The 23894-nt window shown below is 37.6% G+C and carries 23 protein-coding genes; 16 read left to right on the forward strand and 7 right to left on the reverse strand.

Features of this window, described 5'->3' with window-relative positions:
• Positions 1-270: 270 nt before the first annotated feature.
• Together BELBA_RS04250 and BELBA_RS04255 are read right to left on the reverse strand one after the other, a co-directional pair.
• Positions 271-993 carry a tRNA threonylcarbamoyladenosine dehydratase gene (locus BELBA_RS04250; RefSeq protein ID WP_014771519.1) on the reverse strand — a complete coding sequence of 241 codons (723 nt, stop codon included), beginning with the start codon at positions 991-993 and terminating at the stop codon, positions 271-273.
• Positions 986-1633 carry a TatD family hydrolase gene (locus BELBA_RS04255; RefSeq protein ID WP_014771520.1) on the reverse strand — a complete coding sequence of 216 codons (648 nt, stop codon included), beginning with the start codon at positions 1631-1633 and terminating at the stop codon, positions 986-988. The genes BELBA_RS04250 and BELBA_RS04255 overlap by 8 nt, the downstream gene beginning before the upstream one ends.
• Before the next feature lie 65 nt (positions 1634-1698).
• Here BELBA_RS04255 and BELBA_RS04260 point away from each other — a divergent pair, with 65 nt between their 5' ends.
• The 6 genes from BELBA_RS04260 to BELBA_RS04285 all read left to right on the forward strand — a co-directional run bounded on the left by BELBA_RS04260 (position 1699) and on the right by BELBA_RS04285 (position 7537).
• Positions 1699-2850, forward strand: a complete 1152-nt coding sequence (locus BELBA_RS04260; protein WP_157466055.1) for a hypothetical protein — start codon at positions 1699-1701, stop codon at positions 2848-2850.
• A gap of 229 nt (positions 2851-3079) precedes the next feature.
• Entirely contained in the window at positions 3080-4090 is a 1011-nt protein-coding gene (locus tag BELBA_RS04265) for a hypothetical protein (protein ID WP_014771522.1), read from the forward strand.
• 28 nt (positions 4091-4118) lie between these two features.
• Positions 4119-4412 (forward strand): transposase, encoded by a 294-nt coding sequence (locus tag BELBA_RS04270; RefSeq protein WP_014770860.1) that lies wholly within the window; start codon positions 4119-4121, stop codon positions 4410-4412.
• The gene (locus BELBA_RS04275) at positions 4409-5245 is read left to right on the forward strand and encodes an IS3 family transposase (RefSeq protein ID WP_014771524.1); all 837 of its coding nucleotides are present in this window, start codon (positions 4409-4411) and stop codon (positions 5243-5245) included. Before BELBA_RS04270 ends, BELBA_RS04275 begins: the two co-directional genes overlap by 4 nt.
• Positions 5246-5646: 401 nt before the next feature.
• On the forward strand, positions 5647-6924 hold the full coding sequence (locus BELBA_RS04280) for a DNA cytosine methyltransferase (RefSeq protein ID WP_014771525.1): 1278 nt from the start codon (positions 5647-5649) through the stop codon (positions 6922-6924).
• Positions 6917-7537: a PDDEXK family nuclease gene (locus tag BELBA_RS04285; RefSeq protein WP_014771526.1), complete on the forward strand. Its 621-nt coding sequence runs from the start codon at positions 6917-6919 to the stop codon at positions 7535-7537. Before BELBA_RS04280 ends, BELBA_RS04285 begins: the two co-directional genes overlap by 8 nt.
• 40 nt (positions 7538-7577) lie before the next feature.
• Here the strand turns inward: BELBA_RS04285 and dcm are convergent, their stop codons facing one another.
• Positions 7578-8849, reverse strand: a complete 1272-nt coding sequence (gene dcm, locus BELBA_RS04290; RefSeq protein ID WP_014771527.1) for a DNA (cytosine-5-)-methyltransferase — start codon at positions 8847-8849, stop codon at positions 7578-7580.
• A 258-nt stretch (positions 8850-9107) separates the two neighbouring features.
• On the opposite strand from dcm, the gene BELBA_RS04295 reads away from it, so the two are divergent.
• The gene (locus tag BELBA_RS04295; protein ID WP_014771528.1) at positions 9108-9344 is read left to right on the forward strand and encodes a hypothetical protein; all 237 of its coding nucleotides are present in this window, start codon (positions 9108-9110) and stop codon (positions 9342-9344) included.
• A 40-nt stretch (positions 9345-9384) separates the two neighbouring features.
• Here BELBA_RS04295 and BELBA_RS04300 read toward each other — a convergent pair whose 3' ends face one another.
• Complete coding sequence (locus BELBA_RS04300; protein WP_014771529.1) at positions 9385-9591, reverse strand: helix-turn-helix domain-containing protein; 207 nt, start codon at positions 9589-9591, stop codon at positions 9385-9387.
• Between the two features lie 89 nt (positions 9592-9680).
• Here BELBA_RS04300 and BELBA_RS04305 point away from each other — a divergent pair, with 89 nt between their 5' ends.
• The 7 genes from BELBA_RS04305 to BELBA_RS04330 all read left to right on the forward strand — a co-directional run bounded on the left by BELBA_RS04305 (position 9681) and on the right by BELBA_RS04330 (position 16032).
• Positions 9681-10310, forward strand: coding sequence for a hypothetical protein (locus tag BELBA_RS04305; protein ID WP_014771530.1), 630 nt, complete (start codon positions 9681-9683; stop codon positions 10308-10310).
• Positions 10307-10561: a hypothetical protein gene (locus BELBA_RS04310; protein WP_014771531.1), complete on the forward strand. Its 255-nt coding sequence runs from the start codon at positions 10307-10309 to the stop codon at positions 10559-10561. The genes BELBA_RS04305 and BELBA_RS04310 overlap by 4 nt, the downstream gene beginning before the upstream one ends.
• A 7-nt stretch (positions 10562-10568) precedes the next feature.
• Complete coding sequence (locus BELBA_RS19595; RefSeq protein WP_014771532.1) at positions 10569-10712, forward strand: hypothetical protein; 144 nt, start codon at positions 10569-10571, stop codon at positions 10710-10712.
• 204 nt (positions 10713-10916) lie between these two features.
• Positions 10917-11951: a Fic family protein gene (locus BELBA_RS04315; RefSeq protein WP_014771533.1), complete on the forward strand. Its 1035-nt coding sequence runs from the start codon at positions 10917-10919 to the stop codon at positions 11949-11951.
• 60 nt (positions 11952-12011) lie between these two features.
• Positions 12012-12410, forward strand: coding sequence for a hypothetical protein (locus BELBA_RS04320; RefSeq protein ID WP_014771534.1), 399 nt, complete (start codon positions 12012-12014; stop codon positions 12408-12410).
• A gap of 239 nt (positions 12411-12649) precedes the next feature.
• The gene (locus BELBA_RS04325) at positions 12650-12880 is read left to right on the forward strand and encodes a hypothetical protein (protein ID WP_014771536.1); all 231 of its coding nucleotides are present in this window, start codon (positions 12650-12652) and stop codon (positions 12878-12880) included.
• A 221-nt stretch (positions 12881-13101) separates the two neighbouring features.
• Positions 13102-16032, forward strand: coding sequence for a DEAD/DEAH box helicase (locus BELBA_RS04330; protein WP_041779224.1), 2931 nt, complete (start codon positions 13102-13104; stop codon positions 16030-16032).
• Positions 16033-16169: 137 nt separating this feature from the next.
• Here BELBA_RS04330 and BELBA_RS04335 read toward each other — a convergent pair whose 3' ends face one another.
• A complete protein-coding gene (locus tag BELBA_RS04335; protein ID WP_014771538.1) occupies positions 16170-17150 on the reverse strand; it encodes an NADPH:quinone oxidoreductase family protein in 981 nt (326 codons plus the stop codon).
• 162 nt (positions 17151-17312) lie between these two features.
• On the opposite strand from BELBA_RS04335, the gene BELBA_RS04340 reads away from it, so the two are divergent.
• On the forward strand, positions 17313-18701 hold the full coding sequence (locus BELBA_RS04340) for a dipeptidase (protein ID WP_014771539.1): 1389 nt from the start codon (positions 17313-17315) through the stop codon (positions 18699-18701).
• A gap of 142 nt (positions 18702-18843) precedes the next feature.
• Positions 18844-20922, forward strand: a complete 2079-nt coding sequence (locus tag BELBA_RS04345) for a protein-disulfide reductase DsbD family protein (RefSeq protein ID WP_041779516.1) — start codon at positions 18844-18846, stop codon at positions 20920-20922.
• A gap of 245 nt (positions 20923-21167) precedes the next feature.
• On the opposite strand, the gene BELBA_RS19015 is transcribed toward BELBA_RS04345, so the two are convergent.
• Both BELBA_RS19015 and BELBA_RS04355 read right to left on the reverse strand, forming a co-directional pair.
• Complete coding sequence (locus BELBA_RS19015) at positions 21168-22532, reverse strand: fasciclin domain-containing protein (RefSeq protein ID WP_052307611.1); 1365 nt, start codon at positions 22530-22532, stop codon at positions 21168-21170.
• A 100-nt stretch (positions 22533-22632) separates the two neighbouring features.
• Positions 22633-23592 (reverse strand): fasciclin domain-containing protein, encoded by a 960-nt coding sequence (locus BELBA_RS04355; RefSeq protein ID WP_014771542.1) that lies wholly within the window; start codon positions 23590-23592, stop codon positions 22633-22635.
• Positions 23593-23894 lie beyond the last annotated feature (302 nt).

Here is a 23894-nt window from a genome sequence, read left to right on the forward strand (position 1 = left end):
TTGGTTTTTAAATCTAGTCTTAGACATCCGGAATGATCTAAAAGTTTAACTCGTATAATTGGTAAATTTTAAAAGGATTTTTTTCAGGTTAAAAGGTGAAAAAAGAGGGTAAATATAGGGGAAGAGAGTTGGAATAGTGGATTGGGTCATGTGTGTTGGAAGGTTAAAAAGTTGGAAAGTTTTAAGGTTTGGGGGAAAAAGAGTTGGTATAGTGGATTAGGAGATTTAGAGCTAATGGGTTAGTATTCTATGTGCTTAATTCTTTGTACATTATGCAAGCAAATCATTGACAACTACTGATGCACAGGCACAGCCGAAGGCGGCTGGTAAGAATGACATGGTGCCATAAGCTGACTTCTTGAAGTTTCTACCATCTGTCATCATCAGACTATCTTTGAGATAGAGTTCGGTGGAAAATACAGCTTTAAAGCCAGAAGAGATGCCTTTATTCTTAATCCTTTTTCGAACATGCTTCGCCAATTTACAATTATAGGTCTCAGAAATATCTGCTACTTTAATTTGTGTAGGATCTACTTTCCCTCCTGCACCCATAGAACTAACTATCGGAAATCCACGCTTGTAAGCGCTTTCGATCAGGTGTAGTTTGGGAGTAAAACTATCAATACAATCCACTACATAATCATAATCATTCTCTTGAAGCAAATTAAACATCGCTCCAGGTTTGAGAAACTCTTTGATCACATGGATTTTGAGATTTGGATTGATTGCAGTCAAGCGCTCTTCCATCCATTCTGCTTTGAGTTGCCCTATATTTTTTTGAGTTGCTGGAAGCTGCCGATTACAATTGCTGATATCTACGGCATCACCATCAATGATTGTCATTTCTCCTATACCGCTTCTGCAGATAAATTCGGCAGCAAATGAACCAACTCCACCAAGCCCAACGACCAAGACATGTTTACCTGCTAATTTTTCTAGCCCTTCTCTACCTGTGATCAATTCTGTTCTAGAGAGCCATTCAAAATCATTCATCAATTTTTCTTTTTGATATTTTATTCCAATTGTCAATCACCTGCTTTGCCAATGTCTCTACAGGAAGCTGCAAAAGTAAGGAAGCTTGAGAAAAAACTTGTTCAATTTTAAGTTCAGAATCATCAGTTTCAAAAAAAATCCGTTCCAAAGGGCATTTTTTCAAAAATTCTTGCGCATTTGAAGCAGGTTTCAAGATATCTTTTCCAAAAGAAAAATAGATAGGAAAGTTCAATAAAGATGCTCCAATAGTTGGTTTTTGATTGTAAGCATGCCAAATGATAGCTGGAAGAGCTGAATCATTTTTGAGGATTTGTTGGAGGAGGTGAAGCCCTTTGACCTGATGCATGATAATGGGCAAGCCTAATTCCTTAGCCCAATGAATTTGAGCTGTAAATGCTGATAGTTGGAGGTTGAGATCGGAACCTTTGAGCAAATCAAAGCCACACTCTCCTATTGCCATCAGATTTTTATCTTGAGAAAAAACCTTCATTTTTTCTAAATCTTGCACCCAAGAATCCTTCAAGTACCAAGGATGAAGGCCCAAAGAATACCATGCAATTGCTTTTTGATCATTTGTACTTTGATTGTAAATTGAAAAGCTAGACGTATTTTGATGGGTATGTAGGTCAAATAAATTCATAACATCCAATGTCCTTTTTTGATTTTATCTATTTAAGTATTAGTTTACGGGAAATATTGAATTCTATGAAAAACACAGCACTCTTCCTCTTTTTACTTGTATTTATAATTTCTTGCTCTGAAGGAGATAATAAAAGTAATGAAAACCCTGACAATCTTAATTTAACGAAGGTTGATTCAATTCAAATTCCATATTTAGGATTACTTAATTTGATGGATGTTCATCCAGAGTCAGGAAAGGTTTTGCTTTTCAATCAGCAGATGGGGACTTTGGTCGTTGGAGGTTTTGAAGGAAATCAAGTCGAGGAATTTGCAAAAAATACAGATTCACCTGATAGTTATGGATCATTTCCATTGGGAGCAGGTAAATTTAGTGAAGATGGGGAGCGTTTTACTATCATTTCAAATCAAGGGGTCTATACTTATGATTTGCAAGGCAATTTAATTCAAGGTGGCAAGCATCAAGTAGAGGAAATGCCTGCTTTTTCTGGAAGGGCATCAGTGGACATGGAATTTTATTGGGTTGAACATAAGATTTTGACAACAGGAGCAGGGAGAACCCAATATCAAAGAAACACACCTGAATTTTATGAAAATTATACTTCTTTGGCTTGGTTTGATACGACAGCAAGGAAAGTAGAACGATTTTTCTATTTAGATGAAACCAGTTTTTTCAGAAATGGCAAAGCGCATGACATTGCACATATGATCCCAAGAATGACAGCAGATAAAGATCATATTTATCTTATTCAAGGCATAGAGCCTGCCCTGAATATTCATAGTATCCAAGCGCCATATGAAAAAATCACGCGGGTTCCTCTCAATATTGCAGATTATACATTTAACCAAGGTCAGCCATTTGCAGAAGCTGACCCAAGAATGATCAATCCCGATATTTTTACAGGGATTTTTGAAAATTTAAAAGTAACGGATGAGTATATTTTAGTGTCCTTTTTCCCAGGAGTTCCTGAATTAGATCAGGACAAATATGAAAATATGGGTTGGCAAGAATTGCTTCCCAAACTAGCTGTGGACTATCCAAAGAGGATGTTGGTAATGGATAAGCAAGGAAATATGCTGAAGGAAATCCCCATTCCAAAAGAATTTAATACCCGTCAGTGGCTTGAAAGAGATGGGTATCTATATTTCTTAGCTTCCATCAATCTAGAAGAAGAGGAGGATTTTGTAAAGATTTACAAGGTTAAACTGGGGGAGTGAAATAATTTGAGAGGTTAAAGGAGGAAAATTGTTTAATTGCTTAACTGTTGAGGCGTCTCACTTACAGGATAAATCAGGGTAGAAAACTATTAAGGGTTAAATGTTAAACTCACCCTCCCAAATACAGCTATACTTTTGAATGTGGGGATAGAGTGAAATTTATGTTGAATTTTAACTAAAAAAGAGGAAAGGAGGGAGATGACATTGACACTTAATCATTGATTTTTGCATGGATTATAAGCTTACTTTTTGGACTGTTATCTACATCGTTTTCTTAATTATTCCTGGGGTCTTTTTCAAAAGATTTTATTTTCAAGGTCATTTTAATAAGCAGTTTCAATCTGGGTTATATGCAGATCGGTTGATCACAAGTTTGTTTTGGGGTGCTATCATTCAAGGGATAACCATTCAAATTTTAATACAAACGAGTGATTTGAATTTGGGGAGCTTCTCTGATGTATATAACGAGGTATACAATAGTATCTCAAACAAAAGCCTTCCGAATGGGAGTTCTCGGTTATTTCACTTTGCTTCTATCTATCTGATAGGCTCTGTATCCATAGGGATTTTATTCGGTCATTTGTCACATAAGCTAGTTAGAAAAACTAAGTTGGATCTGAATTATGCAGTCTTCCGTTTTTCAAATAAGTGGTATTATTATTTTACTGGAGAGATTTTAAATACCCATGAATTTAAATTAAAGAAATCGAAGAATGGAAAGGTATTCTCTACTATTGTGGATGTGTTGGTAGATTATGGAGAGGGTAATAATGTTCTTTTTTCTAGTGCATTGACTCAATATAGTCTATGTCCTAAGGGCGACCTTGAGACATTATATTTGACAGGGACAGGTAGATATAAGAAAGTAGAAGGCCAAAAACCTGAATTAAAAATGATTCCAGGAGATTGTTTTATAATTCCATACCATAGGGTGTTAAACATGAATATTGACTATGTTATAGAAAAAAGTGAGGAGAAAAAAATTGGAAGGATAAAGCGTTTTGTGTTAGGCTTATTAACATTTGTTTCGATTTTATTATTGCTCACGGTTTTCATTTTACCATGGTTTACCGAAGCAGGATTAATGACAAAAGTTACTTCTACAATTGTTTTTTTTATCGCTTGGTTGTTTCTTATGGTATCCTACACGGGATTAGTTTCACAAGAAAATGAATTAAGTTCTAGAGCTATTATTGTTAGCTTTATTATAATACTCCCCAAAATTGAGACCAGAGGTTAAGTTAAAAAAACCGTTTAAATTTAACCTTATGAACAAGCAAACAAGACGAAAGTTTTCTCCTGAGTTCAAGGCAAAAGTGGCCCTTGAAGCAATCAAGAATCAGTTTACATTGGCTGAATTGTCCAAGAAGTTCGATGTTAGCCCTGTGATTATCTCCAAGTGGAAGGGTGAGTTTTTGGATAATATGTCAGCTGTATTTGAAAAGGATCATTCAAAGAAAAAGGAAGAAGGCCCTGCCCTTGAGCAGCTCTATGCCCAGATCGGAGAGCTAAAAGTAGAGAATGACTTTTTAAAAAAAAGCTGCAAGAAACTGGGGATATGAAAGACCGGACGACATTGGTTTGTTCCGATTATAAGGGGCTTTCTATAAGGAAACAGTGTGAAGTATTGGAGGTTCCCCGAAGCAGTCTATATTACAAACCAAAAGGGGAAAACGAGATCAATCTGAAACTGATGGGAATCATGGACAGGCATCTTACCGATCACCCTACTGAAGGCGTTGTGTCGATGGTCTATCTGTTGACAGGACTGGGCTTCGTTGTCGGCCCAAAGCGCATCAGGAGGCTTTTCAGGCTGATGGGCAGGGAAACCCTTTACAGGAGGAAGAACCTTACCAAATCCGGTTTGCGTGAATATATCAGGCCTTATCTTCTCAGGAACTTAAAGATTGAAAGGCCCAACCAAGTGTGGGTAACCGATATCACCTACATTCCGATGCAGAAGGGGTTTATGTTCCTGACCGCAGTCATGGATGTTTACAGCAGAAGGATACTGTCATGGGGTATATCCAACAGTCAGGACGCCAAATGGTGTAAGCAGGTAATCGAAGAGGCCATCAGAGAAAATGGTAAGCCAGAGATAGTCAATTCCGATCAGGGAAGCCAGTACACATCAGCCTTATGGATCAATTACCTTGAAGGGCTGGATATCAAAGTATCAATGGACGGAAAGGGAAGGGCTTTGGACAATGTATATATTGAAAGGTTCTGGAAGTCGATCAAGTATGATTACATCTATCTGAACCCAAGCGAGGACGGTTATGACCTGCTCAAAGGTGTCAAATGGTATATTGAATATTACAACCAAAAGGTTCATCATACCACTAGGGAGAAGCCTGGGGAAAGATATTATGGGCCAACCCGAAAAGCAGCATAAAGTAAAAGTTAGTTGTCCTATTTCCCAAGGGTACCCTTGGGAAATAGGACAACTAAAGAAGTATTAACAAATAAATAAATTAACTTAGCAACTGATACTTTTGGTCCAACAAATGGGGAGTGTTATATATAGTCTCTGTTCTACTTTCATTTATTGGAACAATAATTTTGAATTTGATAGATCTAACTTATCTATGGAAATAGTTTTTTAAAGTTTAATCTTGAACAGTTGAAACTTAATTGAGATTGAATCTTTTCAAGAAAGATTGAGAATGAAAAAAATTTTCCTAAAGAATACTTTTTAAGCAAACTGACATGTTTTTTAGAGTTATTAAAATGAAATCTATATGTTCAAATAGTGTTAAATTTATAGATTGCATAAGATTAAATAAATTATAGGAAATGGGGAATATTGCTGATCTGAAAGAGCAAGTATTGGTAGAGGAATTTTTTGGTAAAAAGTTCAAAATTAGATTCGTTGAGGAAGACTCGGGAAAGGCGGCCTTGACTCATTATATGATGCTTCACGGGCATAAGGAAGGCGAAGTTTATAAAGAGAGAGCTGTTTCGTTTTACAGAGATTATTTAGAAAATAAAGATGGTGAAGGTATCACACTTCATGAAGCTTATGAGGCAATACAATATAGCCTATTTGACCATAAAAAATCAATACCATTTCCAGAAGTAGAAATACCCAAATTTAAATTTATTGACCTTTTTGCAGGGATAGGCGGATTCAGGTTAGCTTTCCAAAGTCTTGGTGGTAAATGTGTTTTTACGAGTGAATGGGACGAACAGGCAAAGAAAACTTACTATGCGAATTTTGGTGAGATTCCTTTTGGAGATATAACAAAGCCTGAAACTAAAAACTTTATTCCTGATGGTTTTGATGTGCTTTGTGCTGGGTTTCCTTGTCAGGCCTTTTCTATAGCTGGAAAAAGAGGTGGGTTTGAAGATACTAGAGGTACATTGTTTTATGACGTAGCAGAAATTATCAAAAGAAAAAAACCAAAAGCCTTCTTTCTAGAAAATGTAAAAGGACTCGTAAATCATGATCGAGGGAGAACCTTATCGACTATACTAAATGTCCTAAGAAATGATCTTGGGTACTATGTGCCAGATCCCAAGGTAATTAATGCCAAGGATTTTGGTGTTCCTCAGAACAGGGAGCGGATCTTTATTGTGGGTTTTAGATCAGACTTAGGCATTAAACAATTTAGCTACCCAGAACCTGAAAATATTCCAGTTGCTTTTGAAGATGTAAAAGAGAAACATACAGTTTCTGTAAAGTACTATTTATCAACCCAATACTTAAAAACATTGCAAGAGCATAGAAAGCGACATGAAAGCAAGGGAAATGGGTTTGGGTATGAAATCATCCCAGATGAAGGCATCGCTAACGCAGTGGTCTGCGGAGGCATGGGCAGGGAAAGAAACCTTGTTTACGATGATAGACTGGAAGACTTCACTCCAATAACCCATATCAAAGGTGAAGTAAATAGACTTGGAATAAGGAAAATGACGCCAAGAGAATGGGCAAGACTTCAAGGGTTTCCAGATGAATTTGTGATTCCTGTCGCGGATGCATCTGCATACAAACAGTTTGGTAATTCGGTCGCTGTGCCAGCTATCAGAGCTACGGCAAATGAAATCATTAAAAGAATATTGAAAAATGCTTAAAGAGTTAGGAATAATAATTGGGTCTAATACAAAAGCAGGAATGGCATTTGAATCACTTTTCCCAAACTTCATGGAAGTAGAATATTCAAAGCCATCAGAGTACGTGAAGACTTATTGGAATAAGTATCAAAGTCTAGTTGATACAAATAGTAATTTGAACGGTAAAGTTTTTGAATATATACTAGCAACACTTTGTATTCGCGAAAACATTTTACCAATTTATATAAGTGCTAAAGTAGCTTTTGTTCCAAATGTTATTTATGATCTTATGTTTTACACATCAGAAAGAGGGCCAGTTTGTTGGAGCGTCAAAACAAGCTTAAGAGAAAGATACAAACAAGCAGACCTTGAATCAATAGCTCTCAAATATGTTCATAGAAAAGCCCTGAGCTACTTGATTACACTCGATGAAAGAGAAGCACGAGGAGTAAAGGAGAAAATAAAAACAGGAGATGTAATTGGTTTAGATGATGTTATTGTAGCAACTGAGCCTGAATTTGATAAGTTAGTTGCTGACCTAAAAACTTATCAATTTGAAGAGCCTCCATTAGTAAAAGTAATTGCCTCTAGTCAAGTTGTCACTAAAGATAAGGTAAAATCTACTTTTCAATAAATTGATAAAACCAACTTTCTATGTATTCCCTTTAAACTAATTATTGGTCGATTAGCTTAAGAATTCCGCACCTTCTACTATAGTTTTTAATGCTATAATAAGCATTCAAAAACTTCACGATTGCGAAACCCACCTCCTGACCTAAGTTCACGGGTACAGCATTTCCAATTTGCTTGTACTGCTGAGCTAAGGAACCAGCAAATTCCCAATCATCTGGAAAAGTTTGGATTCGGGCATATTCTCGAACCGTAAAAGGTCTGGTTTCTTCTGGATGACAACGCTCAGTTTGTTTTTGTGCTGGGCTACAAGTTAAGGTCAGTGATGGTTCATCCCATCCAATTCTTCTTGCCATTCCAGTTTTGCCTCCTCCCAAGTAAAAGCTTCCTCCCATGTATTCTTTTTGGAGATTTTCTGGAAGGTCACGCCAATATCCTTTAGGGGGGATCATATCCAAAACTTTCTTTTTATATGCAGGATATTTTGCACCGTTTGATTTTGGGACATCTGTATCAAACAATGGCCCTTTTTTCAAGGCATCTTCTAAATTGAAAATTTTTTTATGTGGCTTCGGGTATTGGAAATCTATATCTATGTCTTTTCTAATGCCAACCAAAATCAATCGCTCTCTTTTTTGAGGAACCCTGTAATGGATAGCCTTTAAAACTTGAACGGGAACTACTCTGTAGCCAATTTCATCCAAAATGGAAATCATACCTTGCAAGGTTTTACCTTTTTCATGGCTCAATAAGCCTCTCACATTTTCACCTATACAGATGGCTGGATTAACTTCTTGGACTACTCTTGCAAATTCATAGAATAAGGTTCCCCTGGCATCATTAAGCCCTAGTTTTTTGCCAGCATAGCTGAAAGCTTGGCAAGGAAAACCACCAGTGACAACATCTACTTTGTTACGGTATTGTGAAAAATCAAAGTCTTTGATATCTCCTTCCATCACATTCCAGTGAGGTCTATTTCTTCTCAAAGTTTCACATGCCCACTTATCGATTTCATTAAGTGCAACACATTTCAAGCCTGCCTTTTCCATTCCAATACCTAATCCACCCGCACCAGCAAAAAGCTCGAGAACAGCATATTCATGATTCGGTTCTGCATAATTGGAGACTTCGTCATCAATAACCTCATCAAATAAACTCCCCAAAAGTAACTGAACATCGGATTTTCGGTAAACCCTATAATTTGAAACAGGCTCTCTAACAGCATTTAGGATGCCTTCTTTGTCCCATCTTCTCAATGTTTCTTTGCTTTTACCTACCAAATCAGCTGTTTCTGCTAATGACAAATATTCATTCATAACCAAATTATCAAACCTTACACAATGGTTACAAATATATAATAATAAGTTTTCCAAAAGTTAAAAAATGATAGAATATTTGACCGTAAAAATTTCTGAAAATAATTGATTGACGCTAATTGTCTCAGAAATATTTTCTCTTGTCTCAATGTCCAAATCTAATTCGCATGCACGAAATGAATGTGACAACTAATGTCAATAGTTTGCTTTTGATTTAAGGTAGAAATATTTTTAAAACTATTAAAGAAAAAACCTATCATGAACAAGATCACAGTTATTGGCACAGAGTATATTACGCCATCAAGAACTTTAGAGACAATAGCATTGGAAAATTCTAGAAGAAGACGCTGTGTATTTGTTTACAATTATGAAGGAACTCACTTTAGATTCTTTGATACCTTAATCAGCGTACTTGAATTTTTTCAATCTGGAAAAGATAGTAGTGTAAGCTTTAATACAGAGGATGAATTGGATTCTTACTTAAAAAATTATTAAAAAATAAGTTAGATTATACAAACTATCTGGATCTAATATATCAAAACCTTACCAACTCCTCAATCCCCACCCCCAAAGCCTCCGCCAACTTCTCCATCACTTCCAAAGATACATTGCGTTTGCCCTGTTCTATTCCAGAGATATAGGGGCGATTGAGACCGGACTTTTCGGCCAGTTCCTCTTGGGACAGGCCTTTTTCTTTTCTGAGGGTTTTGAGTCTATTTCCAAATTTTTCTTTGATATCCATAAAATAATATTGTTTACTATTATAAACATTTAGATTTTTTTCATTACATTAAGATAGTCAGTTTTGTCAACCATTTAAACAAAATGTATATGTATCAAGCTCACTTCTCTTCTTCAATTGATCCGAATTGGATGATCTCAGAAGATGATCCTGATAACAAGTATATAGAACTTTTGGGATATGATCGTGAATTTTTGATATCAATAAGTTTTGAGCCTGATGAAAATGTATCCAAACCTTATTTTCTGAATTTTCAACAAATGAAAGGGGCCTTTCAGAGATATGATTATACCACGTTTGGAATTAGCTGTTGGCATGCCTCTCCGAAAGAAACTGTCTCCACTGCGATCGAACTTATGAAGATGGTCAAGATCAATTATCCGAATTTTTCACCTGTTTCCCATGAAATATATGTCGGTCTTGGTCCTGTTTCAGAAATGGACAAAGTGAAAAATGACTTGGGTGGTGAGTTCATGGTTTCTGATGCCTTTGGAAAGGCATTGGTTTTCAAGAAAGTACAATTCATAGCCCAAGATTTTGATTTGATTGAGACTGCTTGCAGGATCATCAAAAATTATACTTCTATGTTTCAAGTATCAGAAGCGGAGTTCATTGGAGGAATCCTTTGCAATGAAAAAGCACAATATTTAGGGGGGTTGGATTATAAGGGAAACTTCCTAAATGAAGCAATATTTCAAAACCTAAGAGCAATCGTATGATTCTAGAAATAAAAGAAATAGCCGATGTCAAGATATTTTTCGAGCAGCTGCTTGAAGAAGAAAGTCTAAATTTTCATCCAGATGAAGATTTCAAAAACTACATCAATGTAAAAACAAGACTTCCATCTTATTCAAGTAAGGAAGCTAATCTGAGAAATTGTCTCTTGGAATCCTGCTTTGAACTATGTCAAAGCGAAAATGTCGATATCTATGAATTTGGAGTTACAAAATTATTTTCTAAACTAAACTAATAAAACAATGAAAAAGGTCAAATTGAAAACACTAATCAAAGCACTGAAAGAGGTAAAGAAAAAAGGTGGGAAATATGTTCAATACGAAGGGACTTTGTTTATCAAAGAAATGGGAAATGAAATTATTTTAACAACAGAGATGCAATGGTAATTTTCATAAAGCGGTTTTGGATATGGATCCCAAAAATAAAAACAATAAGCTCAATCTCATGTTATTTAAAGCTCAAAAGTCTACTATTTAAGCTTTAAATTAGTTCTTTTTGAGCTTATTATTGAAATAAGCTCAAAAAGATTTATAAATAAGCTCATTTATTCCTATGTTTGAGCTTATAAAGGGTAATATTTGAGCTTCATTATGGCAGAAATTGACAATGACATTATTAAATTCTTACAAGAGAACCCATTAAGCTCTTCTACTGATATCCATAAAGGAATCGGTAAAAGTTCATATGCCACAGTGAAGCGGGCGATTGCTAAATTGTTGGAAAATGGACAGTTAATATCCAAAGGGCAGCGACGTGCAACCCGATATCAAGTAAGTTTATCAAATCAGCTTTTGGGGTATATTGATATAGAGACTTACTTTGAAAAAGAAATTGACGAACGCGAAATCCAAGAAGGGTTTAATTTTCAATTGGTCAAACAAGTCTTGGCAAAAGTAGACATTTTCACTGCGGATGAAGTCAAAGTTTTACGACAATTACAAGAAGAGTTTCAATCTAATATAGCTCAAATGAGTCCGGATGTGTATAATAAAGAGATGGAAAGACTTGCCATAGATTTGAGTTGGAAATCATCACAGATCGAAGGCAATACCTATTCTTTGTTAGAGACAGAGCGTCTACTAAAAGACAAAGAGACTGCTGCGGGAAAATCGAAAGATGATGCAACCATGCTCCTCAATCACAAAGAAGCATTAAACTTTATTCTTGATAATCCTGACTATGTTGTGCCTTTGACTATAGCAAGAATCGAAGATATACATAGCATCCTAGTTAAGGAACTTCCTGTCGAACGAAATATTAGACAACGCCGCGTAGGTATTTCAGGCACAAATTATAAGCCGTTAGATAATGAACATCAAATAAGGGAAGCTCTCGAAGAAATGTGCAAACTTATTAATAACAAGGAAAACATATTTGAAAAATCCCTTTTAGCGTTGGTAATGTTATCTTATATCCAAGCCTTCAATGATGGTAACAAGCGAACGGCAAGAATAATTAGTAACGCCATTCTGATTGCTAATCAATATTGTCCAATCTCGTTTAGGACAATTGATTCTGTTGAATACAAAAAAGCTATGCTGATTTTTTATGAGCAAAATAATATTAGTGTTTTCAAGGAAGTATTTATAGAGCAATTCCGGTTTGCAGTAAAAACGTATTTCTAACCTCCACCCCAAGACATTCCCCCTTCTTTTCACGTCTCTATTCTGTAACTTGATACTGAAATGAAACGATCAATCACTTGGCTTTTACTCCTTTGGGGTACTACAGCCTGTAATTCAACTGACGATATGGATCCTACTTTGCTTCAAGGGCAGTTTACGGGTACTTTTGAGCGTACTGTAGATGGAAGCTCTGAGGGGGTGGAAAGTATTTCTTTGCTTTTGGAAGGAAATAGTTTCTCGGGTGAAGGTGGAGCGAATCGCTATCCTACCATCTGTCGGGGCACTTTTGCTGTTGAGGGAAATAAAGTCAACTTTTCCAATAGCTGTTTTTTTACAGCGGATTTTGACTGGACCTTGATATTGTCTGGAGACTTTAGAGTTGAGCGTGATGAAGATGAACTAATTCTATCCAAAAACGAGGGGTTGATCGTGGATATGTACCGGTTGGTGAAGAAATAAAGGATGAAGAATGAATCTCTTGCAGATCCTCTCAAAGTGAGGCAAGTACGCTGATTTCACAGATTTTTTATCGTAAATGGGTACGAATGAACACAAATATTGAGGAATAGTTAAATTAGTTATCAGTTCCTAAGTTCTTGGTACATTTTCCCAAACCATTATTTCTTAACACCGTACTTTTAATAGGTGCTTTTTTTTGGCATTGATATATTTTATTTTCAACGAACCACATTGATTTTATGAAATTTAGAATTCTTTTACCCGCACTATTCCTATTCTTTTCTGTTTCACATGCACAAGAAATCAAAATTGATGCAGGACTTGGTTTAGGGACAACTTTCGACAATGGGGTTTTTGGGTTGCACGGAGATTCACAGAGGAGTCATGGAGTTGCGCAGAGTTTTGATTTGGGGATTGTACGTGGATTTTTTTTACCACGGATGGACACGGATGAACACAGTGCATTTTAGATTTTAGAATTCAGATTTGGGGATTAGTTGATTTAGTTATTTGTTCTTGAGCTCTTGGTACTTTCTACAACTTGTCCGCCGTGGCGGATTATACTTTGTACAATACTCCTTCTCTTTAATTTTTTCATTTAATCGAAATAATTCCCTATTTTTCGAACTAGTTTAAATTGAAAAAAAACTACTTGTCGTTGATTTTGACTCTTCGACAGAACCGAACCACTATGAAAGTTTCAGCTGACCAGCCATTTGAAATTGTTTATTCTCTTTTTAGCCATGAATATTTAGGATTACTTTTTGAGTCCTTTGTAATTCAGTTGGACGAAAAAGGCAGATTGTCCTTAGCTCATCAGAATATTTCGCATGTCAATGCTTCTGAATTTGCATCAGGATTGGACGAAACAGACTATCAGTTGATCAAAATGATGGATGAAATGCAGCAGGATTCCATCACCAAAAAGCTCAATACCAAGAAGTTGAAGCCAAAAGAATATCTTCGTAAAATTTACGATGAAAAGACAGGGAACAAGGCTTCACAGGAAATGATTGAGATCAAGCTGGAAGGTTTGAGATCAAGAATCCTTGAGAAAATGAAGGGTAAGCGACTTTTTGAAATGGCCAATGATGGAAATCCTATTTGGAGGGAAATTTTCATCATGGAGGAGCCTGCTTCTGTACTTTTTCACTTTAGAAGAAATGAGGAGAACACCCATTACTTTCCCACAATCAAATATCAAGGAGAAAGGCTTGAGTGGCAGTATCGGAATGCCTATCTAATCTGTAATCAGCCAGCTTGGCTTGTAGTAGATAATCATCTTTATCATTTTGCAAAAGGTGAAGATGGTAAGAAGTTGATGCCTTTTTTGAACAAAAAATTTATTGTAATCCCCAAAAAAGTAGAGCAGCAATACTATCAGAAGTTTGTCACCCAACTCGTGGCGTCTTTTGATGTCTATGCGAAGGGCTTTGATATCAAGGTGGAGCGGAGTCAACCTGAACCTGTATTGAGTTTAAGTGACCTGCCGGGCGCACCAAAAGCAGATTTATTTGGAAACAAATCCTCAGACCTTGAAGAAGAAAAAATTGTCTTTGATCTCAAGTTCCAATATGGCAATTATGCCTTTCGCTCAGAGGAGAGTGCTTCTAATAATATTGAATTGGAGCAAGAAGGAGACAATTATACTTTCCACAAGGTCATCCGTGATGTAGTGAAGGAGAAATCTTACGGAGATTATCTGAAAAACTTAGGTCTTCCCGTGAAATCTTCTCGCTTCGCTTTGGAGAAATCAAAAGCATTTGGCTGGATCAATACCCATAAAGAAAGCCTTGAAGAAATGGGGATCAAAATCCAACAATCTGCCACATTTAAGGGCAAGCGTTATTTCATTGGTCATGCACAGATTTCTGTTGAAGTCAATGAAAATATAGATTGGTTTGATGTGAATGCTTTGATAAAATTTGGGACCTACAAAATTCCTTTTGCCAAAATTAGAAAGCTTTTGTTGCAAGGAAAATCTGAGTTTGAGTTACCCAATGGAGAGATTGCGGTAATCCCTGATTCTTGGTTTGTGAATTATTCGGAGATTTTTGCATTCCTTGAAGACAATGAAAATGCGGAGGAAAAAACCTTGATGTTGAAAAAGCATCATATTGCCTTAGCACAGGAGCTTCAAAACAACAACTTGGTACAATTGACGATGAGTAGGAAGTTGGAAAAACTGCGTGATTTTTCTCAAATTGAGGATTATGAGCTACCAGAAACTTTCAAGGGAACCCTCAGACCTTATCAAAAAGCTGGATACAATTGGTTGAGATTTCTCAACGAATATAGATTTGGTGGCTGCCTGGCAGATGACATGGGTTTGGGAAAAACTGTTCAGACCTTAGCGCTTTTAGCCCATGAAAAGAAAGTCTCAGAAGGAGCTACTTCTCTTTTGGTGATGCCTACATCTTTGATTTACAACTGGGAATTGGAAGCTAAGAAATTTACCCCTGGATTAAAGATATTAACATACACAGGCACTCAGCGCATCAAGGACAACACCCGATTTGCGAATTATGATTTGGTTTTGACTTCTTATGGGATTATCAGATTGGACTTGGACTTATTGAAGAACTTTTACTTCAACTATATCATCCTAGATGAATCTCAAGCAATCAAAAATCCGGGAAGTATCATTGCAAAATCAGTTGGAGAGTTGAATTGTAGACATAAGTTGATTCTTACAGGTACGCCTGTAGAGAATGGCACGATGGATCTTTGGTCGCAGATGAACTTCATCAATTCAGGGCTTTTGGGCAACCAAAGTATGTTTAAAAAGCAATTTTTGCAGCCCATTGAGAAGAAGAATGATATGGATAAGGCCGCCAAGCTCCATGCGATGATCAAGCCTTTTATCATGCGAAGGTTGAAAACTCAGGTGGCCACAGACTTACCAGAGAAAGTAATCAATGTCAAATACTCTTCCATGACTGAAGATCAGGAGAGAGCTTACGAGGAAGTGAAAAGTTACTACCGAGAGAAGATTGTTTCTGAGCTTTCCAGTCCCGGTGCGAAAAATCAGCAGTTTACTTTACTTAGGGGTTTGACACAATTAAGACAGATTGCCAATCACCCTAAATTGACCAACAAGGAATATGAAGGCGATTCAGGAAAGCTTGATGATGTGATTCATATGCTCAAATCCACGGCGAGTGAGGGGCACAAGGTTTTGGTTTTTAGCCAATTTGTGAGGCATTTGGCTATTGTGAAGGCTTATTTGGACGAGCATCAGATCAAATATGCGTATCTCGATGGCTCTACGAAAGACAGGCAAGCACAAGTCACTTCTTTCCAAGGAGATGATTCTGTTAAGATATTTTTGATTTCCCTGAAGGCGGGAGGTGTCGGTTTGAACTTGACCAAGGCGGAGTATGTATTCCTTCTCGATCCATGGTGGAATCCTGCTGTGGAGGCACAAGCCATCGATAGGGCACATAGAATCGGACAAGAAAATAAGGTGATGATTTATAAATTTATCACAAGAAATACGGTAGAAGAAAAAATCATGGCTTTGCAGGAACGTAAGATGGCACTTGCTGGAGAACTGATTAGCACTGAAGAAAGCTTTATGAAAAGCTTGAGTAAGGATGATATTGAGGCTTTGTTGGAGTAAAGGAATTAGTCGATTAAGTGATTAGGTAACTGAGTGATTAGTTTACTCAACTCACTGAAAACTTAATTAGCTAATTGTACGAAGTACAAAGAGGGGGCAATAGATCTAGTTCCTTATCAACCGAATAACTTAATTAACTATTCCCCTATCTCTACAATTGCCTTACCAATTACCTTTCTGTCAAGCATGTCTTGAAGGGCTTGGGGGGCATCTTGCAAAGAGTAAGTTTGATGAATGTGCTGGGAGATTTGGCCTTTTTGAATCATGTTGACTAGTTCCAGAATGTTTTGCTGGTTTTTTTGAGGTTCTTCGGAAGAAAACCTTCCCCAAAATACACCCATCACCGAACAACCTTTGAGTAAAGTCAAGTTAAATGGCAGTTTTGGAATTTCGCCTGCTGCAAATCCCACTACAAGATATCTCCCTTTCCATGCCATGCCCCGAAGTGCTGGTTCGGCATATTTCCCTCCTACTACATCCAAAATCACATCTACACCTTTGTCCTTTGTCAGTTCTTTAATTCGCTCTTTGAGGTTCTCAGTTTCATAATTGATTACTTGCTCAGCGCCGTGTTCCTTGCAGATTTCAAGTTTTTCGGTGGTTGAAGCTGCGGCAATGACTTTTGCCCCCATAACTTTTCCCAAGGCTACAGCAGCTAACCCAACGCCTCCCGAAGCACCAAGAACAAGCAAAGTCTCTCCGTGTTTGATTTCTGCTCGATCTTTCAAGGCATGATAGGCAGTGCCGAATGTATAGAGCGTAGATGCTGCAGTGATAAAATCCATTTGTGGTGGAATGGGAAAAACCCGGTTAGCTTGCACTTTTACTTTTTCTGCAAAACCTCCCCAGCCACAAAGCGCCAAAACCCTTTGTCCTACTTTGAGGTTTTTGACTTCAGGACTGACTTGCTCTACAATTCCCGATACTTCTCCACCAGGGGAAAAGGGAAGTTCTGGCTTGAACTGATATTTATCCTGAATGATTAAGACATCGGGGAAGTTGACCGCACAGGCAGCCACTTGAATCAGCACCTCTCCTTTGCCCAAAACTGGCTCGGGAATATCCGTATAAATCAGGGAGTCAGGTAATCCGTGTTGTTGACAAAGTATAGCTCTCATAGATAAAAGTTTTCTCTAAAATAGGCAATTGATGATATAAAACGTAATTTTGCCCACGCAAATCGCTTTCAAAAGCCTTGAACTTTGCAAGATTTTAAATTCATAATATTTCCATACATCGGTTGAATTCAATCAGATGTGGAAAATAATCCAAACCCAAGTATGTCAGTAAAAAAATATATTCAGGACAATCAGGAAAAATTCCTTAATGAACTTTTAGATCTACTTAGAATTCCATCTGTCAGTGCAGACCCTAAATTCAAGGGAGATGTTTTTGCAGCAGCGGAATTTGTTAGAGAGAGTTTAGAAAAAGCAGGTGCTGACCAAGTAGAACTTTGTCAGACAGCAGGCTACCCGATCGTCTATGGAGAAAAGATAATTGATCCATCGCTTCCAACGGTGTTGGTATATGGTCACTATGATGTGCAGCCTGCGGATCCTTATGAATTGTGGGACTCGCCGCCATTTGAGCCAGTAATCAAAAAAACAGCTAGACATCCCGAGGGCGCTATTTTTGCTCGTGGTTCGGCAGATGACAAGGGGCAGTTTTATATGCATGTAAAAGCATTCGAAGCGATGATGGCCAACAATGACCTGCCTTGCAACATCAAATTTATGATAGAGGGCGAAGAGGAAGTTGGATCTGAGCATCTGGATATTTTTGTCAAAGAAAATAAAGAAAAATTGAAAGCAGATGTGGTATTGGTTTCTGATACACACATGATTTCCTTGGAGAATCCTTCGGTAACCGTTGGTCTTCGTGGTTTATCTTACATGCAAGTGGAGGTGACTGGTCCAAATAGAGATTTGCACTCAGGAACGTATGGAGGAGCAGTTGCCAATCCAATCAATATCCTTTGTAAGATGATCGCATCTCTTCAGGATGAAAATAATCATATTACCATTCCGGGTTTTTATGATAAAGTTGAGGAATATTCAGCTGCTTACAGACAAGCGTTGAATGATGCTCCATTTGATCTGGAAGCTTACAAAAAAGAATTGGACATCAATGATGTGTATGGAGAAGCAGGATATTCTACGATTGAGAGAGTTGGGATTCGACCGACTTTGGATGTGAATGGAATTTGGGGAGGCTACACAGGAGAAGGTGCCAAAACGGTTCTTCCTTCCAAGGCTTATGCAAAGATTTCCATGCGTTTGGTGCCCAACCAAGACCATAAGGAAATCTCAAAACTATTTGAAGCCCACTTCAAATCCATTGCTCCAGATTCTGTAAAAGTGAAAGTTACCCCGCATCATGGTGGTCAAGCAGCTGTTGTGTCAACAGACACTCCGGGTTACAGAGCGGCAGATTTAGCCATTCAGGAAGCTTTTGGCAAAAAAGCGATCCCAACCCGAGAGGGAGGTTCTATTCCAATTTGTTCACTTTTCCAACAAGAACTTGGCTTAGATCCAATTTTGCTTGGTTTTGGATTGGATACAGATGCATTGCATTCTCCAAACGAGCATTATGGAGTGAAAAATTACTACATGGGAATAGAAACAATCGCTTTGTTCTTCAAATATTTCAAAGAGCAAGCGGGTAAATAAATTGCTTTCAGAAAAACTCCAAACTGCATATTTCGCTGAGTTTGGAGTTTTTCTTTTGTCTATTTCTTATCGAACACTTATCACTGAACTTTCTTGGTTCAATTATCCTTTTAAAAATCAGTTTAGCATCCATACACATACCATGTCAAGACTAATTAAATCTTCACTGATTCTTTCTCTTTTTTTACTTCTTACAAGTACTGCTATAGCTCAAATGATTGCTCCTCCCAGGTGGACAATTCAGCTGTCCGAGAAGGAACCCCAAGTTGGTGATGAAGTAAAGTTGATCTTCAAAGCACAGATTCCAAGAGATTGGTACATCTATTCCAATGATTTTGATCCAGACTTGGGTCCTATGTTAACTGAGTTGGAGCTTGATGAAAAAAATTCAAGTGGTTTTAGCTTAGTTGGCAAACTAAAAGCCATCAACCCTAAGAAGAAATTTGATGAAATATGGGAAGGTGATGTGACCTATTTTGAAGGAACGGGAAGTTTTGAGCAAACAATCAAGATAACGGGGGAGAACATCAATATTGATGGATTTTTGGGATATCAAATGTGTACAGATGTCACTGGTCAATGTGTGCCATTTGAAGAGGATTTTGTGATCAAGGCAAAAGCTATTGCTGTGGTAAATCCTGGGATAGTAGCTGTAACAGCTGATTCTACAGAGGCGGAAATTGAAGAAAATATTGTAGCAGATTCGCTTGATCAGAAAGTGGTTGTACCAAAGGAATCCGCTTCAGAAGAAAGAACATATATTGATTTAGAGGCAGATGGTGAGCAGGAGAGTTTGATTGGTTTTATGATTTTGGCATTTTTAGCAGGGTTAGCAGCTTTGTTGACGCCTTGTGTATTTCCGATGATTCCGATGACAGTAACTTTCTTTACTGGAAGATCTAAAACTAGAGCTTCGGGAATAAGAAATGCTTTTATTTATGGATTTTCGATTATCGCGATTTACACCATTGCGGGGACGGCTGTTGCTGCTATTCAAGGGCCTGAGTTTGCCAATTGGTTATCCACCCATTGGGTTCCCAATGTCTTTTTCTTCTTGGTTTTCATCTTCTTTGCATTTGCCTTTTTGGGTATGTTTGAGTTGACCCTTCCCAGCAGTTTTGTCAACAAAATGGATGAAAAAGCCGATAAAGGCGGGATGACAGGAATATTCTTCATGGCTTTCACCTTGGTTTTGGTATCATTTTCATGTACCGGTCCGATTGTAGGATCTATTTTGATTAGTTCTGCGGGTGGAGCTTTGCTGAAACCAATTTTGGGTATGTTTGCCTTTTCATTGGCTTTTGCTATTCCGTTTACGCTATTTGCGGTTTTTCCACATTGGTTGAACTCCCTTCCAAAATCAGGTGGATGGTTGAATTCTGTGAAGGTGGTTTTGGGTTTCCTAGAATTGGCTTTGGCATTCAAATTCCTTTCTGTAGCCGATCAGGTATATCATTGGGGCTTATTGGATAGAGATGTTTACATTGCCATTTGGGTTGTTATTTTTGCTTTGTTGGGCTTTTATCTCTTGGGAAAAATCCGAACCAAGCACGATTCCCCGGTGGAAACTATAGGAGTGCCAAGGTTGATGTTGGCGATTTCTACATTTGTATTTGTGGTCTATTTGATCCCTGGACTTTGGGGAGCGCCATTGAAAGCCCTAAGCGGATACCTTCCTCCTATGGCTACACATGATTTTAATATCATGGAAAATAGAAGTTCAGGCATCTCAAAAGCAAATCAACTCGATGAAGTCCCTAAGTATGCTGACCTCTTACATTTTCCTCCGGGAGTTCAAGGCTACTTTGATTATGACCAAGCATTAGCGGTGGCTAAGCGAACAGGAAAACCCTTGTTTATAGACTTTACAGGTCATGGTTGTGTGAATTGTAGAGAAATGGAAGCTCGCGTTTGGTCTGATCCTCAGGTGATGCAGCGATTGAATGAAGATTTTGTCTTGGTGGCTTTGTATATCGATGAAAGATTCGAGTTGCCCGAATCAGAATGGTATGTATCCGAGTACGATGGCAAAGAGAAAAAAACCATTGGCAAGCAAAATGCGGACTTTCAGATTACCAGATTTAATAATAATGCACAGCCTTATTATGTGATTTTGGATCATCAGGAGGAATTGCTTGTCCGACCAAAAGCTTATGACACAAGTATCCCTAATTTCATCGATTTCCTAGACACCGCAAAGGAAGAATTTACAAGAAGGTAGGAGGAATTATTTAACCACAGATAAACACAAAAGACACGGTTTTTTTGAATTGCTTTTATGCGTGGAAAATTTCCTCTTATCATCTGCGATAAAATTTTATTAGCCACAAAGGAACGCGGAGGATAACAAAGAAGAATTGTATTTATCCGTGGTAAAACTCTCCTTTGCACATCATGGTGAGCCTCTGCAGTTAATCTTTCCTACTTAGAAATCCTGCGCCTTTGCGCCTCTGCGTGAAACTAAAATTAATCTTCTGGAATCAAGACTTGGTCTATTCCGTGGAGGACACCATTTTGGCCATGAATATTCAAGAAATCTGAAATTAGGCCAGATTCATTGATGTTAAGCTGAGCTAAATTTACGTTTAACGTCTGTCCACTGAGTGTTGTAGGTAGCGTAGCATCTTCCCTTAAGTCTTGAGAGAAAAGCCTCTGTGGAGACAAATGATATTGCAGGATTCTTTCTAGTGTTTCCGCAGGTATTTCCTCAATTCCCGTCACGCGCAGATCAATAAATAAAGCTTCAAAAGCCTCATCTGTTGGAGCGAAAAGTGTCACATTATCCTCAAAACCTCGATTCAAACTCGCTGCTAATCCAGATTTTTCCAAAGCAGCATACAAATACGTGAATTGTGGAGATTCGGCTGTTGCAAATTCTAAAATCAATTCTGACAAAGACTGCTGAGGAGAAGAGATGACATAATCAATGACATGCACTATTCCGTTATCAGCATTAAGATTGGTGGAAGTAACTCTCGTATTTCCATTGATCCATATCGCTCCATTTGGGGCAAGACTGATAAAAATAGGCTCTTCTGAAGCAGAAAGATATGCTCCTGCTTCAATTCCCGATGCAGGAAGCACACCCTCCAAAAGATGAATTTTGAGTAGATCTTCTAAATTGGGAAATGCTGAAAATTCTGAGGCTGTCAAGTCATTGTCATTGAGGAATCTTGTAAAAGCAGCGTTGGTAGGTACAAAAAATGTAAATGGCCCTCCGATAGCTAATTCTTCATCTATTTCGGCTGTTAAAACCGCATTTAGCATGGTTGTGAAACCATTGTTTTCTATTACATCTAAAATAGAATTGGATGGAGGAAAAAGAACCCTATCAATTTCATGAATCATTCCATTCCTTGCTTCAATATTACTTGTAATAACCTGTATAGAGTCATTTAAAACAATATTTCCACCTGTTCGGCTAATATTTAGAACTGCATTTTCCAAAAATGTATCTACCTCACCTGATGCAATTTGACTAGATAGAACTCTTCCGGGAATAACATGATATACAAGTAAGGCAGCAAGATTCTCTCTTGGAATACTTTGAATTGACGAAGCTCCTAAAAACTGTAAAGCTTCGAGAAAGGCTTCATCATTGGGTACAAAAATGGTGAAAGGTCCTTGGTCAGAAAGGGCTTGTCTCAAACCTGAATGATCAATCGCTTGGACAAACAAAGATAAATTTTCTCTTTCAGCTGCAGTTTCGATTAGTAGTTGTTCATTGCTTGGAGGAAGATCATGTACATCGTTGCAAGCTAAGAACGCAACTGGAAAAATCAATATCAGAAATATATTTTTGAAAAAAGAAGCGGGTTGGAATTTCATCATGACTCAAATAAACGAACTTTTGAACTTGCTGCAGTATTTATACCAAAGTTACCAAGTAATAGTTTTCAATTAGAAATTATTGAGCATAAAAAAACTCAAATTATCCTGGTAATAATACTTGATCAATTACGTGGATAACTCCATTTGTTGCATGTACATTAAGAAGACTTGGAACAAGACCAGAATCGTTGATTTGCAGGTTAGCCAAATCAACAGTCAAGTTCGAACCTTCTAAAAGTGTAGGAAGCGAAGCATCTTGTCTCAAATCTTGAGAGAATGCTCTCGCAGGAACTACATGATACAACAATACATTTGTCAATAATTCTAAATCGATATCATCGACTCCATTTACATCAGGACCAAGGGCTTCATACAATGCTTCGAATGCTGCATCAGTTGGAGCGAAAACAGTCAAGTTATCATCAATACCGCCTGTGAAAGCATCTACAAGATCTGCTCTTACTAAAGCCGCTACTAACTGTGTAAATTCTGGAGCATCAGCACCCGCAAAACCAGTAGCAATTTCAGCAATGTTTTGTGTTGGAGGAGTAATTACATAATCCAATACGTGAATGATACCATTTGAAGCAGCAATATCTGTTTGTGTAATTTGTGCAGAACCATTAATCCAAAGACTATTGTCTGGAGCTTGGCTTACATAGAAAGGAACACCAGCAGCAGTATTTACTCTTCCTGGAGCAACGTCACTTGAACCAACAGAACCACTTACCACGTGGTAAGTTAAGATATCACCTAAATCAGGGTTTGCCAATAACTGATCAGCTGTTAAATTATTTGCTGTTAAGAATTCACCAAACGCATCATTTGTTGGGGCGAATACTGTGAACGGACCTGGGCTTGATAAAGTAGTCACCAAATCTGCTCTATCCACCGCAGCTACCAAAGTAGAGAAGCTTGCATTTCCAGAAGCTACATCCACAATCGTGTTTGTTTCTACAATAGGTGGCTCTTCTTCTTCACAAGACACAAGACCGAAACCTAAAGCAATTGCAACCGCAGTAATCTTGAGATTCCAATTGAATAAACTGTTCTTTTTCATAATTTTTGTTGGTTTAGTTAAAATTAAAAGTACAACAGCTAAACCCAAGCAATTGGTGGATTGTTGGGTAGGTTCAGAAAAAAAACAGATAAATGTGTATGAATGAATTCATTTTGTAAATGAATTGTATTATTAATGAAATTAAGGCAATCCTCATAAAGGTGAACATTGAGATTATCCGCCATTATGCTAGAATATGAAAATTTGAAGTATTATCATGCGAATAATTGTCGAAAGTCTACGATTAACAATCCACAGCAGCTACAAAAATGGTATTTACATTATTTTACGTGGCTAATGGA

Source organism: Belliella baltica DSM 15883 (genome assembly GCF_000265405.1).
Taxonomy (GTDB): domain Bacteria; phylum Bacteroidota; class Bacteroidia; order Cytophagales; family Cyclobacteriaceae; genus Belliella; species Belliella baltica.